This window comes from Halomonas sp. MS1 (assembly GCF_024182575.1).
Lineage (GTDB): Bacteria > Pseudomonadota > Gammaproteobacteria > Pseudomonadales > Halomonadaceae > Vreelandella.
Genome location: NZ_CP098926.1, coordinates 598,762 through 615,388, shown reverse-complemented (window position 1 = coordinate 615,388; position 16,627 = coordinate 598,762). Strand labels below are relative to the sequence as shown.

The 16,627-nt window shown below is 53.1% G+C and carries 8 protein-coding genes; 6 read left to right on the top strand and 2 right to left on the bottom strand.

Going from position 1 to position 16,627, the window contains the following annotated elements:
- Positions 1-93: 93 nt before the first annotated feature.
- Together NF683_RS02905 and NF683_RS02900 are read left to right on the top strand one after the other, a co-directional pair.
- Positions 94-372 (top strand): sulfurtransferase TusA family protein, encoded by a 279-nt coding sequence (locus tag NF683_RS02905; protein ID WP_089039771.1) that lies wholly within the window; start codon positions 94-96, stop codon positions 370-372.
- The gene (locus NF683_RS02900) at positions 369-1,466 is read left to right on the top strand and encodes an AI-2E family transporter (protein WP_089039770.1); all 1,098 of its coding nucleotides are present in this window, start codon (positions 369-371) and stop codon (positions 1,464-1,466) included. The genes NF683_RS02905 and NF683_RS02900 overlap by 4 nt, the downstream gene beginning before the upstream one ends.
- Before the next feature lie 111 nt (positions 1,467-1,577).
- Here NF683_RS02900 and NF683_RS02895 read toward each other — a convergent pair whose 3' ends face one another.
- Complete coding sequence (locus tag NF683_RS02895; protein WP_089039769.1) at positions 1,578-2,051, bottom strand: peroxiredoxin; 474 nt, start codon at positions 2,049-2,051, stop codon at positions 1,578-1,580.
- 385 nt (positions 2,052-2,436) lie between these two features.
- On the opposite strand from NF683_RS02895, the gene dapA reads away from it, so the two are divergent.
- The 3 genes from dapA (at position 2,437) to purC (ending at position 5,140) form a co-directional block, all read left to right on the top strand.
- On the top strand, positions 2,437-3,321 hold the full coding sequence (gene dapA, locus NF683_RS02890; protein ID WP_089039768.1) for a 4-hydroxy-tetrahydrodipicolinate synthase: 885 nt from the start codon (positions 2,437-2,439) through the stop codon (positions 3,319-3,321).
- 76 nt (positions 3,322-3,397) lie between these two features.
- Positions 3,398-4,396: an outer membrane protein assembly factor BamC gene (gene bamC / locus NF683_RS02885; protein ID WP_089039767.1), complete on the top strand. Its 999-nt coding sequence runs from the start codon at positions 3,398-3,400 to the stop codon at positions 4,394-4,396.
- A 30-nt stretch (positions 4,397-4,426) separates the two neighbouring features.
- Positions 4,427-5,140 (top strand): phosphoribosylaminoimidazolesuccinocarboxamide synthase, encoded by a 714-nt coding sequence (gene purC / locus NF683_RS02880; RefSeq protein ID WP_089039766.1) that lies wholly within the window; start codon positions 4,427-4,429, stop codon positions 5,138-5,140.
- A 112-nt stretch (positions 5,141-5,252) separates the two neighbouring features.
- Here the strand turns inward: purC and NF683_RS02875 are convergent, their stop codons facing one another.
- A complete protein-coding gene (locus tag NF683_RS02875) occupies positions 5,253-5,993 on the bottom strand; it encodes a response regulator transcription factor (protein WP_089039765.1) in 741 nt (246 codons plus the stop codon).
- 727 nt (positions 5,994-6,720) lie between these two features.
- Here NF683_RS02875 and NF683_RS02870 point away from each other — a divergent pair.
- Positions 6,721-16,617 (top strand): YadA-like family protein, encoded by a 9,897-nt coding sequence (locus NF683_RS02870; RefSeq protein WP_253921214.1) that lies wholly within the window; start codon positions 6,721-6,723, stop codon positions 16,615-16,617.
- Positions 16,618-16,627: the final 10 nt, after the last annotated feature.

The following is a 16,627-nucleotide window of genomic DNA, read 5'->3' as shown; positions in this document are numbered from 1 at the left end:
AATTCTCAGCGACCGTTTTAAAGAAATAGTTTATGTAACAATGCCGTATTCAAGTAAGTATTTTGATCAAGTAGGTATTTTGGGGGAGAGGGTATGTCCGAGCACACAGAGTCCAGGTCAAACGCTAGCATTAAGCCCGATACGGTGTTGGATGCTACCGGGTTGCACTGCCCGCTGCCATTATTAAAAGCTAAACAGGCATTGGCAGGGCTGGCCCCTGGTCAATTGCTTGAAGTAAGAGCAACGGATGCTGGTTCGTGGCGTGATATGGCATCTTTCACTGAGCTTAGTGATCATGTGTTAGAAGCACGCGAACAGCATGGCGATATGTACTATTTTTGGATACGTAAAGCAGGGATGTCTCACTCATGACCATGCGCACTATTCTGAAAAGTTGGATTGATCGCTACTTTTCAGACGAAGAGGCGTTAATTCTTCTCTTGGTATTGGTAGCTGGTTTTGCGGCCATTATTTGGTTTGGCAGGATGCTGGCGCCGTTCTTCACCGCGCTGGTGATCGCTTTTTTACTGCAGGGCGTAGTGAGTGCCTTGACGCGGCGCGGTGTACCTCATTTATTAGCGGTCATTGTTGTGTTTGTGGCGTTTGTTAGCGTGTTGCTAACAATGGCCTTTATTTTGATGCCACTGATATGGAACCAGCTTGTCAGCCTAGTTCAGGAAACGCCGCGTATGTTTGCTAGCGGCCAGGGTTGGTTAGATGAACTTCAGGCCCGTTATCCTAATTTAATCACACCCGATCAAATGCAGAGTTGGATAGGCGTTGCCAGCCGGGAAATTAGCCAGCTAGGGCAGCGTGCATTAACACTTTCACTGGCATCGCTCGGCAATATTATGTCGTTGATTATTTACTTAGTGTTAGTGCCGATACTGGTGTTCTTCATGCTGAAGGATCGCCAGTCTTTGGTAGGCTTTACGCTATCGTTGCTACCGCAAAAGCGTACGCTGTTAACGCGTATTTGGCATGAGATGGATCGTCAGATTGCTAATTACATACGCGGCAAATCGATAGAGATTATTATCGTAGGTACAGTCGCTTTTTTTACCTTCGCTTTCTTTGGCTTACCTTACACCGCCTTGTTAGCAGTGCTGGTGGGTTTTTCTGTTCTGGTGCCATACATTGGCGCGGCGGTGGTCACCATTCCAGTGGCAGCCGTTGCCGGGTTTCATTTTGGGATCAGTGAGCAGTTTGCTTATGTGGTTGTCGCTTACGGCGTTATTCAAGCGCTTGATGGGAATGTGCTTGCACCGGTGTTGTTTTCAGAAACGAATAATATTCACCCGGTTTCCATTATTGTCGCGGTGCTGTTTTTTGGTGGTATCTGGGGGTTCTGGGGCGTTTTCTTTGCGATTCCCCTGGCCACCCTGCTAAAAGCACTGGTTTATGCATGGCCAAGAGGAATAGCCGAGAGAGAAGGTGAAAAGCAGCTCCCATTGGCTGAACATTAAAAGGCACCATCTAACCGCAGTACACGAGGCGCGAACGGAAAAATTGCCTGCGAATCAGTCGCGGCACCGCTTCGCGCTGTACCCGCCCAGGATGCGGCGCTCCTGGTTTTGTTAGTTGGCGTGAAGCGCTTCTGCTGCTGTTAGTACGTCATCAACATGCCCTGGTACCTTAACGCCGCGCCACTCTTGAGCAAGCTTACCCTCGCTGTCGATTAGGAAGGTACTGCGCTCAATGCCAAGATGCTCTTTGCCGTACATCTTTTTAAGTTTGATAACGTCAAAAATCTGGCATACGGTTTCGTCCTTATCGGAGATAAGCTCGAAGTTAAAATCTTGCTTGGCTTTGAAGTTCTCTTGAGCACGGATACCATCTCTAGAAACGCCGATAATAACCGTATTGGCAGCATCGAATCGTGGCTTGCGGTCTCTAAAGTCTCCGCCTTCGGTAGTGCACCCTGGGGTGCTGGCCTTTGGATAAAAATAGATAACCACCTGCTTGCCACGCAGCTCAGACAGCGTCACCGTCGTATCACTGGTGGCTGGAGCAGAAAAGTCAGGTACCGGGTGGTTGAGTTTTACAGACATGAATAGCTCCTTTTATGAGAGGGTTTACTTAGTTGATTACACGAAAGTAACGCTATTATGTCAAAGCGAATAAGTGCCCAGTAATGAGCAGGTGAGAAAACTCTCAGCGCTTTGCGCTGTACAGGTTCGAGCCGCCTGAGTACCATTTGCTGTCTGTAGCCCCCCTTGGGACGACAGCAAAGTGTTCAAAGCATAAAATGGCAGTAGGTTAAATCGCCCCGATAGTGCTCGTTCTAGTGGTCAAAGCTCTTGTGGACAGTCTCTTGTGGGCAGTCTCTTGTGGACAGGCTCTTATAAATAGAGCCCTTATGGTCGAAGCTTCTCGATTTTCAATGAACATCGTCAGTAGCTTAATTTTATAATTTGGCAGGTGAGGAAAAAACGGATGATCACAGGCAGCATTGTCGCCCTGGCGACGCCGATGAAAGTCAATGGCGACATCGACTGGGAGGCGCTTCGTCGCCTGGTGAACTTCCACCTCGATAATGGCACTGATGCCATTGTCGCAGCGGGCACCACGGGCGAACCTACCACCATGACATTTGCTGAGCACTTTGATGTGATCCGCAGCGTGGTAGAAGAGGTGAATGGTCGTATTCCGGTGATCGCCGGCACGGGAGCGAACGCCACATCAGAGGCGGTTGAGTTGGCTCGCTACGCTAGCGAAGTTGGCGCAGATTACTGTCTATCGGTTTGCCCCTACTATAACAAACCGACTCAGGAAGGCCTTTACCAACATTTCAAAGCGGTGGCTGAAGGAAGCAAACTGCCGGTAATTCTTTATAACGTTCCCGGCCGTACCTGCTCTGATCTGTATAATGAAACGGTAGTACGCCTAGCCGAGGTGAAGAATATTATCGGTTTGAAAGATGCTACCGGGAACCTTGAGCGCGCAGAGGATCTAATTACCCGCTTGAAGGGCAGCGACTTTATGCTCTACTCCGGCGACGATGCCACCGCCTGTGACTTTATGCTGATGGGTGGCCACGGCGATATCTCGGTGACTGCGAACGTAGCGCCTAAAGCGATGCATGAACTCTGCGCTGCAGCCGTAGCTGGTGATTCGGATAAGGCTCACCAAATTAATACGCGTTTGATGCCGTTACACACCAATTTAGGCATTGAAGCGAATCCGATTCCGGTTAAATGGGCACTGCATCGCATGGGATATATGGACGCAGGGATTCGTTTGCCGTTGACCTGGCTGTCGGAAAAGTACCACGCCACTGTCAGTGAAGCGCTGCAGCTGGCGGGCGTCGTAGAGGAGTAATTCGACGTAACCCCTTTGCTACTCGGCGTACGTTGATGCGCCGAGTACTCGACCTGTTGACTGTAAAGGTGGCTTGATGAGCCCTGTTCTTGAAAAACGTTTGCTTGAAAAACGTGCGCTTAAATGGATACCGCTGGCTCTCGCAACGGCTGTCACGCTTGCTGGATGCGCGCGCGATGACGGTTACTATCACGACCGCAATTTGGATTATACTGAAGCTACCCCAGCGCCCCCCTTAGTACTGCCAGAAACCCGCAATCCTCAGCGTTACCGTGATGCCATGCCGGTGCCCCAGGTAGCGGTGCAGGGTAGTCGTATTGATGAGGCAGCCGAGATTGCCCCCCCCCAGACGTTAACGATTGGTAGCGGTCTAGAACCTGAATTCGTAGAGCGTCGTCAGGTAGGTGATCAGACCTGGTTGGTGGTCGCCGCAGATACGGGAGCCGTTTGGCCTCAGTTAGAAGCATTCGTGAATAGTCGCCAGCTAGGTGTTCAGCAAAGCGATGCGAATCAAGGTGTCATTGTGACCTCTCAAGCCACGTTGAAGCTACAAAGCGCGCTCAGGGCGGGCAGTAGTGAGGTGCGCTGTGAGCAAGCAGGGCAAAGTGTGACTGTGTGTCTTGATGCCCTAGAGCAGTACTTAGGCGCACGCAGTGCCACTGCTAGCGCATCTTCTTGGACTGCACAACGACTCGCACAAGATCAGACGCTGCAAATGCGTCAGCAGGGCGACGCGTGGGAAGTTGTGATCCCTCAATCCATTGATCGTGTTTGGGCAGAGCTGGACCACTATCTTGAGCTCGACTTTAGTGTCGAAGGGCAGCGCGACCTATTAGCCACTTCTGCTGAAAACTATGAATTCCTGGTTGAGTACATGACCGAGACTGAGCGAGGTCGCAACCCGCTACAAATTGTCTTCAGTCCCGATGTGCGTCGTATGTCGCAGCAAATTCGTCTAGCTCTTCAGCCTGATGGTGATAAGACCATTCTGCGTGCGATTAATGCCAGTGAGCGTAGTTTAACTGCTGACGATCAGCGCGAGCTGCTTGAGCGAGTCTCCGGCTACCTACGTTAATTTTTAATTTTGAAACCCTTCGGAGCCCCTATGGAAAAGCGCCAAGAACTCTACGCTGGTAAAGCGAAATCCGTTTATACCACCGACGATCCTGACTTGTTGGTACTGCACTTTCGTGACGATACCAGTGCTTTTGATGGCAAAAAGAAAGAGTCACTGGCCCGCAAAGGCAAAGTGAACAACATCTTCAATGCTTTCATTATGCAGCGCCTGGAAGAGGCGGGGATTCCTACCCATTTTGAGAAGCAGCTTTCTGATACTGAAAGCCTCGTCAAAAAAATGGAGATGATTCCTGTTGAGTGCGTCGTACGCAACATTGCAGCAGGTGGCCTAGTTAAGCGCCTGGGTGTGGAAGAGGGCATCAGTTTGAATCCGCCCACCTTTGAATTGTTCTTAAAGAACGATGAGAAGGGAGACCCCATGATTAACGAGTCGTTAGCAGAAACCTTTGGCTGGGCAACCCCTGAGCAATTGGTGAAAATGAAGTCACTTACTTTTAAAGTGAACCATGTGCTTAAGCAGCTGTTTGCCGAAGGCGACATGTTGCTAGTCGATTACAAACTTGAGTTTGGAGTCTTCAAAGGCGACGTAGTCCTTGGCGATGAGTTCTCCCCGGATGGATGCCGTTTGTGGGATGCCAATACGCGAGAAAAACTCGATAAAGATCGCTTCCGCCAGGGGTTGGGTGGTGTTATTGAAGCGTATGAAGAAGTAGCACGACGGATTGGTATTCATATTGATTAACGCCGTAGCCTATCTATCATAAAACGTTTGCGCTGATACGTTTGCATAGTAAAAACCCGCTTAGGATACTGCTTCCGAAGCGGGTTTTTCTTTTGAACTCTGATTGCGTGCTTTAGTCGTCTGAAGAGTCGGCAGTTAGTTCATCAAGCGCCTGTAACCGATAGCCATAGCCATAAACTGAAACAAGGTTCCAGCCAAATTCCGACGTTAGACTAAGCTTTTTTCGCACCCGGTGAATATGAACGTCTAGCGTACGGGTGCCAGGCGGATCACTTTTTCCCCATACATATTCATATAGGTAGGAGCGTGAAAGCGGACTGCCAAGCTGGTTTAGTAGAAGAAAGGCTAAGCGAAACTCCTGCCTCGTTAACGATACTTCTTCTCCGTCTACGTAGGCTGTTTCACGATTGGTATTGAGCTTAATGCGGCCAAACTCTAATGTTTGCTGTTGAGCAACACTTGGCGTGCGCAACGAGTGGCGACGAGTTGACGCATAGGCTCTTGCGGCCAGTTCGCGTGGCCTAAAAGGCTTACTAATAAAGTCATCGGCTCCTGCGTTCAAGGCCTGAATGATATCGCTTTCTTCCTGTCTCAGGGTCACCATAAGGACAGCAGGAATAATCTGTAGATAGGTTTTCATCCAATTCAGTAGCGCAATACCGGTACCGTCAGGCAAGTGCCAATCAAGTACGACTAGATCGAACGTATTGCGGCTAGCAGTATGAATAAAAGCCTTACTGGTCTCGAATGAGTAGATGTTTGCCTCTATACCTCGCTCGGCGAAGCCATCCATAAGCGCTTTTTCAATGCGCTCTGACACCACCTTCTCATCTTCTACTACTGCAATGCGCATGGGCTATATCCAGGTCAGGTCTCGTCAGTGAAAGTAAGTAGTATGGGTTGAAAATATGTTTCCAGGCCTAAGCATAGTGTCGAAGTGCCATCGTTAGATACTTGCTCTGAACGATGAGCTTTGCAAGCAGAAAAGCTCGTTAAGTGCTTTCCAAGTAGTGCTTAGTACTCCCACTCCTTCTCTACAGATGCAGTCGCAGCGGTTTGATCAGCACTAAGCGTGCTCGAACTACGTTGCAGGCCAGTCGCCTCCCAGAATACGCATGTGCGCTGAAACGTAAATTAATGAGTTAATTTGTAAGATAAATTTTAATTAGTATTGGGTTTTCTATGCTTGATCCATTATCTGTAATTAATTAGTAAGTGCTTACTCTCCTGCTTGGCTAAGGTGTCCAAAGACTCCTAGTGAAAGATGTGTTTTCTCTAACTTAGGGCTCACTAAAAGGGACTTAAAAAGTTCACTAACTAGACTGTTAATATTAATTCATATTGTGGAGGTGGGTGGTTTCCTGTGCTAGCTTGATTATTAAGCAATGTTTCACCCGCAGGTGTAGCTTCATAGCAAGACATATAAAAAATAGTCAAAAAAGTCTTGTGGATATGTGAACTAAGGCACGCTGTAGAAGCCTCGCCGGAAGAGTGAGCCCGCTTATGGGCTCATTGCCTGTGGCCCAAGAAACTATAAAAAATAGTTGCTATAACCCCTGACAACTTGTGGGAGCATGGGAATGAATAACGTATTTCGCTTAGTTTGGAATCGGTCTCTAGGGCGTTTAGTGGTGGCATCGGAAGCAGCTCTTAGTCATCGTAAGGCAGGGGCTGGTCATCAAGTTGGGCAGGTGGCCGAACCCGTAACAATTCAATCACCTATCAAATATTCTCTTCGGCCAGTTACATTAAGCATCGTTTTTGCATTTGCGGCAATGCTTTCTCCATTGGGAAGCCCCGATGCTGAAGCAAGAAAATTTGCTTCAGATGGTGGTAGCTGTACGTCTGGAGCGGCTGGCTCATCTGTTGGCAGGATAGCGACCCCAAATACCAGCGCAGATCCCATAGATGGAAGTGGTACTTACTCGCTTGTTGCTGGTTGCGATGCCAGTGGTAATAACCAGTTGGCAGCTACTGTCTATGGTGCTTTTAGTCAAGTTACAGGAAAAGGTGGGGCCACCCTAGGCTTTAATACGAGTGCCGCGCAATGGGCGACAGCGATCGGGGTAGAAAGCCTTGCAACCGGCAACTCAGCCATTGCGCTGGGGTTTGGTGGTCAAGCCACTCAACTTAACGCTATTGCGATTGGTAGCGCTGGCGGGAACGGCACGACGCCGCTGTCGCTAGCGAACTCCACTACCGCTTCCGGTCAGCACTCTATTGCCATTGGTAGTAATAATGTACGTGGCGCGCAGGCGAGTGCAGTGAACGCGATTGCGATTGGTGGCGAAGCCTCGGCCAATACTGCGTCCAGTGTGGCTATTGGTCAAGGGGCGAATGTTAGTGGTGGAGGAGTCGGGGGGGTGGCTGTGGGCGCCCTGGCTGTGTCGTCAACGTCCACCAGTACTGCATTGGGGGCCGGTGCCCAGGCTCAAGGAGAAAATTCCATCTCGATTGGCGCTAACAGCGGTACTCCGTCAGTGGCTTCCCAAGATGGTGCTCAGGCCATCGGCAATCTGACGAATGCCTCAGGTGTGGCGTCCATGGCCTATGGTCGTGAATCGATCGCCTCGGGCAGTGGCGCAATTGCCATGGGGCAGAGTGCCCAGGCCAATGCCGATGGTGCCGTCGCGATTGGCGGTTCTACAGAAGGTTTCAATGGCACGGGAGCGGCCCAGGCGAACGGCTTGCTATCGGTGGCATTGGGTAATCAAAGCCTAGCGCAGGGAGACAATACACTGGCACTGGGTGTAGCAGCAACGGCTAGTGAAGTCGATGCCATTGCGATGGGGACTGGTGCCGAAGCATCAGCTACTAATGCTATTGCAATTGGTAAAGACAGTACAGCATCGGGCGTCGACACCGGCGCTATCGGCCGTGGCGCGATTGCCACTGGTTCCTGGGCGGTAGGTACAGATGCTAATGCTAGCAATGGTGGTCAAGCTTTTGGTGAGTTCAGTACTGCCAGTGGTAACAATGCATCTGCTTATGGCCAAAGTGCAACAGCCTCAGGTGACAATTCCAGTGCCTTAGGCACCAACGCAAGCGCTCAAGGTAGCAACGCTATTGCGGTGGGGGCTAATGCCCGAGCCAACCCCAATACATCTGATACACATAGTATAGCGATTGGTGACTCCTCAACTGCCTGGGGGCAGGGTGTCGCTTTGGGCGTGCAGGCCACTGTAGATCAGTCGACCAACGACATTGACGGCGCTGGCATAGCGATTGGCGCAAAATCAAATGTTGTTGACGGGTCTTATGCAGGTACAGCGATAGGGGTTCAGGCTGGTGTTACGGGTGGGGTGGATGCCTTGGCGATAGGGTCGCGTGCTAGCGCTTCTGCTAATGAGGTAGTGGCTATCGGGGCTGACTCGAGCGCTACCACGGAGGGCGGTGTTGCGCTAGGTAGCGATTCGGTGGCGAATACCGCCGCAGGCGTAGCGGGTTATATTCCCTTTGGTGCAACGGCAGCAGATGCAGCCAATATCAATGGTACGGTAGCGACTCGTGCGGCAGTTGATATTGGTAGTCGTCAGATTACCAGTGTTGCAGCTGGAACTCAGCTAGATGATGCGGTCAACGTCAGTCAGCTAATTGCTGCTCAGTCAAAAGTCGAGGCAGGCACCAATGTGACGGATGTCGCCGTCACAGAGAATGCCGACGGTGGTACTACCTACACCGTCAATGCTAACGGCGCGAGCGTTAGCGCTGGCTCTGGCTCGGTGGATGTGACTGCCGCTGCCCCTGACGCCAACAACGTCACCGACTACGCGGTGGATCTCAGCCAAGCCAGCAAAGACAGCCTAACGTTGGCTGACTCCGCGTTACAAACCGTGGTCACTCAGATCGACGGCACCGACGTTAAAACCCTCGACCAGAACGATAACGTGGCTAACTTTATCAGCGGCCAAAATATTGAGCTGAGCGACGACAATGGCGCGATTGAAATTGCCACACTGGATAACGTCACCTTCACAGACGTGCAAACCAACACCCTGACGGCAGGTCCGGTCAATATCGATGCCACTGGTATCGATGTTGGCAATACTACCATCAGCAACTTGGCTCCCGGTGTCGCGGGCACCGATGCGGTGAACGTAGACCAGTTGGCCATCTCTGCAGCCGCTAGCCGCACTGAAGTGGTCGCAGGTACCAATGTGGCCAGTGTTGGTCAAGCCACCGGCGCTGATGGCCAAGATATCTACACCGTTAATGCCGACGGCGCATCGGTGAGTGCTGGCTCTGGCGCGGTGGATGTCACTGCCGCTGCCCCCGACGCCAACAACGTCACCGACTACACGGTGGATCTCAGCCAAGCTAGCAAAGACAGTCTGACACTAGCGGATTCTGCGCTACAGACCGTGGTCACCCAGATCGACGGTACCAATGTTAAAACTCTCGACCAGAACGATAACGTCGCCAACTTTATCAGCGGCGATAATATTGAACTGAGCGACGACAATGGTGCGATTGAAATTGCCACTAGCCCTGATCTGACGGCGGATAGCCTGACGATTAACAATGGACCGACTCTCAATGACAACGGCATTGATATGGGCGGTGACACCATCACTAACCTGGGGGACCCGGTAAATGGTGGTGATGCGGTGAATCTCGACTATTTCGATGAAAATCGCACCCACTACTATAGTGTCAACGACGGTGGTGTTCAGCAAGATAACTACAACAACGATGGTGCGACAGGCACACGAGCCCTAGCGGCTGGTGTGGGAGCTTTGGCGCAAGATGATGACAGCGTGGCTATAGGAACTGATGCTCTAGCCGCTGGCGGCAATAGCGATGGTGGTGCTGTTGCTATTGGCCGTATTGCGACAGCCAATGGCGATGGAGCAACTGCGATTGGTTCAGAGACGCTAGCAAATGCCGATGGCGCGACTGCCATTGGCGATGATGCAAATGCATTAGCGAACTTCTCAACAGCCATTGGCGATGGCTCGGAAGTCAGCGCGTTGAGTGTCGGTGGTGTTGCTTTAGGCACAGAGGCCAATGTTTCGGGCTTTCTGGGTGGCGTGGCCGTTGGGCCGCTGGCAACTGTTTCTGGGACGAACGGAGCGGCATTCGGTGCTGGATCTACCGTCACGGTTGCAAATGGAGTGGCTCTGGGCAGCGGCTCGGTCGCCAGTACAGCTGCAGGCGTTGCGGGCTATGACCCAACTACTGACGCGGCCTCCACGGAGACCAACAGCGCCTGGCTTAGCACATCGGGCGCGGTTAGCGTAGGTGGAAATGGTGAAACCCGCCAAATCACCAATATAGCTGCTGGTGCAGAAGATACTGATGCAGTTAACGTCGCACAGCTGAAAGCGGGCCAAACCCACTACTACAGCGTCAACGACGGCGGCACCATCGGTGGCAACTACAACAACGATGGTGCGACTGGCTTAAATGCCATTGCCTCCGGTGTTAATGCCACCGCCAGCGGTGATGGTGCGGTGGCACTGGGCTTTGGCGCGGATGCGCCTATTAGCGACAGCCTCGCGCTGGGCAGTGGTTCGGTGGTTGATCGTGCGCTGGCGCCAGACTCCGGTTTTATCCCCGCAGGGTCAGCAACGATTGAGTTCAATACCACCGATAAAGAACTGCTTGGCGCGGTCTCGGTGGGTGATGATGATTCTTACCGCCAGATCACCAACGTTGCCGACGGCACGCAAGCACAAGACGCGGTGACGGTGCGCCAGTTACAAGGGGCGGTCGGCTCTGTGATTGATAGCGGCACCAAATACTTCCGTGCCAACTCCACTGCGCCTGATTCGCTAGCCGTCGGCACTGACAGCATTGCCGTTGGCCCGACCACCGTGACGAATGGCGATAACGGCATCGGCATGGGTAACGGCGCGATTGTCGGTCAAATGGCTCCGGGAGGCACAGCGATTGGTAACAATGCCGAAGTCATGCTCTCTGATGGCATTGCATTTGGTACCAATGCCCTCTCTGAAGCCCAGCAGGGGATTGCCCTGGGCGCAGGCGCCACGGTGAGCCACGATCAAAGTGTCGCGCTGGGCAGCAACAGCAGCACAGCGGATGCGGTGGGCACCAGCGGCGTTACGATTGCAGGCGATAGCTACACCTTCGCTGGCACCACGCCGGATAGCACGGTCAGCATTGGCAGTGTAGGCAACGAGCGCACGCTGACCAATGTGGCCGCAGGCCGTGTGAGTGAGACTAGTACGGATGCTATCAATGGCAGCCAACTGTTTGCTTCTAACCAAGCGATTGAAGAGGTCAGTGCGATTGCCAATACGGGCTGGAATATCCAGACCAACAATGATGCCGCGACCAACGTAGCCCCTGGCGACACCGTTCAGATGATTGATGGCCAAAACATCGCCATCACCCGCAACGGTGCGGACATTACGGTTGCCACTATCGATTCACCACAGTTCGGCAATGTCACTGTTAATACTGCTGGAGGTGACACTATCAATGGGCTGAGCAACCTCACCTTTGATCCCGATAACTTCACCTCGGGGCAGGCTGCCAGTGAAGATCAATTGAAGCAAGTCAGTGATATCGCCAACACCGGCTGGAACCTCAGTGCCCAAGACGCCGTGGCACAGAACATTGCTCCGAACGATGAAGTTAATCTGCGCAACAGTGACGGCAATCTGGTGATTACCCAGGCCACTAACAATGGCCGCGAAGAAATGACCTTTAACCTCAGCGACGATGTAGTCGTTAATAACAGCGTCAGCGTAGGTAGTGTGGTTACCAACGCCACCACCAACGATATTGTCGGGTTATCCAATATCGACTTGGCCGACCCCAGCTTCGCCACGCTAGGCCGTGCTGCCACCGAAGAGCAGTTGGCCATCTCCGCAGCCGCCAGCCGCACTGAAGTGGCCGCAGGTACCAACGTGGCCAGTGTTGGCCAAACCATCGGCGCTGCCGGCCAAGATATCTACACCGTTAATGCTAATGGTGCATCGGTGAGTGCTGGCTCTGGCGCAGTGGATGTAACTTCCGCTGCCCCTGATGCCAACAATGTCACCGACTACGCGGTGGATCTTAGCCAAGCCAGCAAAGACAGCCTAACGCTGGCTGACTCCGCATTACAAAGTGTCGTCACCCAGATAGATGGCACCAATGTTAAAACCCTCGACCAGAACGATAACGTCGCCAACTTTGTGACGGGTGACAACATCGTGCTAAGTGACGATAACGGAGCGATTGAAATCGCCACTAGCCCCGATCTGACGGCGGATAGCCTGACGATTAACAATGGCCCGACGCTGAATGACAACGGCATTGATATGGGCGGCGATACCATCACCAACCTGGGCGATCCGGTGAACGCTGGCGATGCGGTCAATCTTGATTACTTCGATGCCAACCGCGCTCACTACTACAGCGTCAACGACGGCGGCATCATTGGCGGCAACTACAACAACGATGGCGCGACGGGCTTAAATGCTATTGCCTCTGGCGTTGATGCTTCCGCCAGCGGTGAGGGTGCGGTGGCACTGGGCTTTGGCGCGGATGCACCGATTAGCGACAGCCTCGCGCTGGGCAGTGGTTCGGTGGTTGATCGCGCACTGGCGCCAGATTCCGGTTTTATCCCCGCAGGGTCTGCAACGATTGAGTTCAATACCACCGATAAAGAACTGCTTGGTGCGGTCTCGGTGGGTGATGATGATTCTTACCGCCAAATCACCAACGTTGCCGACGGCACGCAAGCACAAGACGCGGTGACGGTGCGCCAGTTGCAAGGGGCGGTTGGCTCTGTGATTGATAGCGGTACTAAGTATTTCCGCGCCAACTCCACCGAACCTGATTCGTTAGCCGTAGGCACTGACAGCATTGCCGTTGGCCCGACCACCGTGACGAATGGCGATAACGGCATCGGCATGGGTAACGGCGCGATTGTCGGTCAAATGGCTCCGGGAGGCACAGCGATTGGTAACAATGCCGAAGTCATGCTCTCTGATGGCATTGCGTTCGGTACCAATGCCCTCTCTGAAGCCCAGCAGGGGATTGCCCTAGGCGCAGGCGCCACGGTGAGTCACGATCAAAGTGTCGCGCTGGGCAGTAACAGCAGCACAGAGGATGCGGTGGGCACCAGCGGCGTTACGATTGCCGGTGATAGCTACACCTTCGCTGGCACCACACCCGATAGCACGGTGAGCATTGGCAGTGTAGGCAATGAGCGTACGCTGACCAATGTGGCCGCAGGCCGCGTGAGTGAGACCAGTACGGATGCTATCAATGGCAGCCAGCTGTTTGCCTCAAACCAAGCGATTGAAGAGGTCAGTGCGATTGCCAATACGGGCTGGAATATCCAGACCAACAATGATGCCGCGACCAACGTAGCCCCTGGCGACACCGTTCAGATGATTGATGGCCAAAACATCGCCATCACCCGCAACGGTGCGGACATTACGGTTGCCACTATCGATTCACCACAGTTCGGCAATGTCACTGTTAATACTGCTGGAGGTGACACTATCAATGGGCTGAGCAACCTCAACTTTGATCCCGATAACTTCACCTCAGGGCAGGCTGCCAGTGAAGATCAATTGAAGCAAGTCAGTGATATCGCCAACACCGGCTGGAACATTCAGGCCAATGGAGACATAGCGACTAACGTAGCGCCTGATGATACTGTCCAGATGCTCAATGGCAAGAATATCGAGATTACCCGCAATGGCACTGACATTACCGTCGCCACCGCTGACAGTGTGGCCTTTGATGATGTGACCATCACCGGTGGCCCGACGCTAAACGACAATGGCATTGATATGGGCGGCGATACCATCACCAACCTGGGCGATCCGGTGAATGCTGGCGATGCAGTCAATCTTGATTACTTCGATGCCAACCGCGCCCACTACTACAGCGTCAACGACGGCGGCACCATTGGTGGCAACTACAACAACGATGGCGCGACGGGCTTAAATGCTATTGCCTCTGGCGTTGATGCTTCCGCCAGCGGTGAGGATTCGGTAGCACTGGGCTTTGGCGCTAGTGCACCAATTCGCGGTAGCCTCGCTCTGGGCAGTGGCTCGGTAGTGGATCGTGCCTTAGCTCCGGACTCCGGTTTTATCCCCGCAGGGTCAGCAACGATTGAGTTCAATACCACCGATAAAGAACTGCTTGGTGCGATCTCGGTGGGTGATGATGACTCCTACCGCCAGATCACCAACGTTGCCGACGGCACGCAAGCACAAGACGCGGTGACGGTGCGCCAGTTACAAGGAGCGGTTGGCTCTGTGATTGAGAGTGGCACTAAGTATTTCCGTGCCAACTCCACTGCGCCAGATGCGGCTGCGGTAGGTAACGATAGCATTGCCGTTGGCCCGACCACTGTGACGAATGGCGATAACGGCATCGGCATGGGTAACGGCGCGATTGTCGGCCAAATGGCCCCTGGCGGCACTGCGATTGGTAACAATGCCGAAGTCATGCTCTCTGATGGCATAGCGTTCGGCACCAATGCTCTCTCTGAAGCCCAGCAGGGGATTGCCCTGGGCGCAGGCGCCACGGTGAGTCACGATCAAAGTGTCGCGCTGGGCAGTAACAGCAGCACAGAGGATGCGGTGGGCACCAGCGGCGTTACGATTGCGGGTGATAGCTACACCTTCGCTGGCACCACACCCGATAGCACGGTGAGCATTGGCAGTGTAGGCAACGAGCGTACGCTGACCAATGTAGCCGCAGGCCGCGTGAGTGAGACCAGTACGGATGCTATCAATGGCAGCCAACTGTTTGCTTCTAATCAAGCGATTGAAGAGGTGAAAGCTACGGCTAACGCTGGTTGGAACCTAAGCACCGAAAATGGCGCGGCAAGTAATGTGGCACCGAATAGTGAAGTCAATCTGCGTAATACAGATGGCAACATCATAATCAGCCAGACTAGTAATAACGGCCGCGAGGAGGTGACCTTTGATCTGGGTGATGATATGGCGATTGGCAACAGCCTCACCGTTGGTCAAGACGGGCCTGTCATTAGTGACGAAGGCATTACTAACCTGTCCGAAGGCGATATATCAGTAGAGAGCCAAGATGCGATCAACGGATCGCAACTCTATGCGACTAACCAATGGATTGAAGCGCTAGAGAATAGCGTTACGAATGTGGTGGGTGACGGAAGCGATGACTACACCACCAACAACGGTCGTGGTATTCGCTACGTGCGTACCAACGACAGTGGCTTAGCCGTGAGCGATGCCTTTGCCCAAGGAGAAGGTTCCACCGCCGTGGGCTATGAGGCTGTTGCCTCAGCAGATCGCTCACTGGCGATGGGCTACGACGCGATTGCTTCGCACCAAGGTAGCGTAGCGCTAGGGGAAGGTGCTCGTACTGCAGAAGCGGTTGGCACCGCATCGGTTGACATTGCAGGCCAAACGTACCAGTTCGCGGGTGCCTCCCCCGTCGCCACCGTTAGCGTTGGCAGTATGGGCAGCGAGCGTACCATCACCAACGTTGCGGCAGGTCGTATCACCGCCGATAGCACCGATGCCATTAATGGTAGCCAGCTCTATGCCGCGATGGACTTTATGGGCAGCCTGGACGATCGTCTGACGATTGTTGAAGGTGGCACGGGTGGCGGTGGAGCAGACGGCGCTGTCATGTATGACCGCGATGACAACGGTGATATCAACTACGACAGTATTACGCTGGAAGGTGAAGATGGCACCAAGCTGACGAACGTTGCGGATGGCGACATCAGCAACGATAGCTCCGATGCGATTAACGGCAGTCAGTTGCACGATACCAACCAGAATGTGGCTAACAACACCACCAATATTGCTGACAACAGCCAGCGCATTACCAACAACGAAGGGAATATTGCCGACAACAGCCAGCGTATTACCACGAATGAAAACAGCATCACGGATATCAACGAAACGCTGGGGCTAGGGTTGAACTTTGGCGCTGATGAAGGTGATACGGTTAACCGCCAGCTGGGTGATACGGTGGCGATCACTGGTGATGACAATATCACGACCAAGACAACCGATGACGGTGTACAGATAACGATGAACCGTGATTTGGATGTAGATAGTGTCACCACCGGCAACACCACGGTTAATAACGACGGTGTCAGCATTAAAGATGGCCCGAGCATGACGATTAACGGCATTGATGCCGGTGGCACTACCATCACCAACGTCGCACCGGGTGTTAATGAGAGCGATGCGGTCAATGTAGGGCAGATGAACGAGCTTGGCCGCCGCTTCCAGAACGAGATCGTCAACGTGAATGGCCGTATCGACAGCGTCGAACGCAACGCCAATGCGGGCTCTGCCAGTGCGATTGCCGCTTCCACGGTGCCGCAAGCCTGGATGCCCGGTAAGAGCATGATTGGTGTAGGGGCAGGTACTTATGGCGGTGAGTCGGCGGTATCGGTCGGTATCTCGCGCCTTTCTGACAATGGTCGCTGGGTGATTCAAGGCAAGGTGACGGGTGACTCGCAAAGCAACTTCGGCGCAGGTATTGGCGCTGGCTGGCACTGGTAAAGGAGAACGA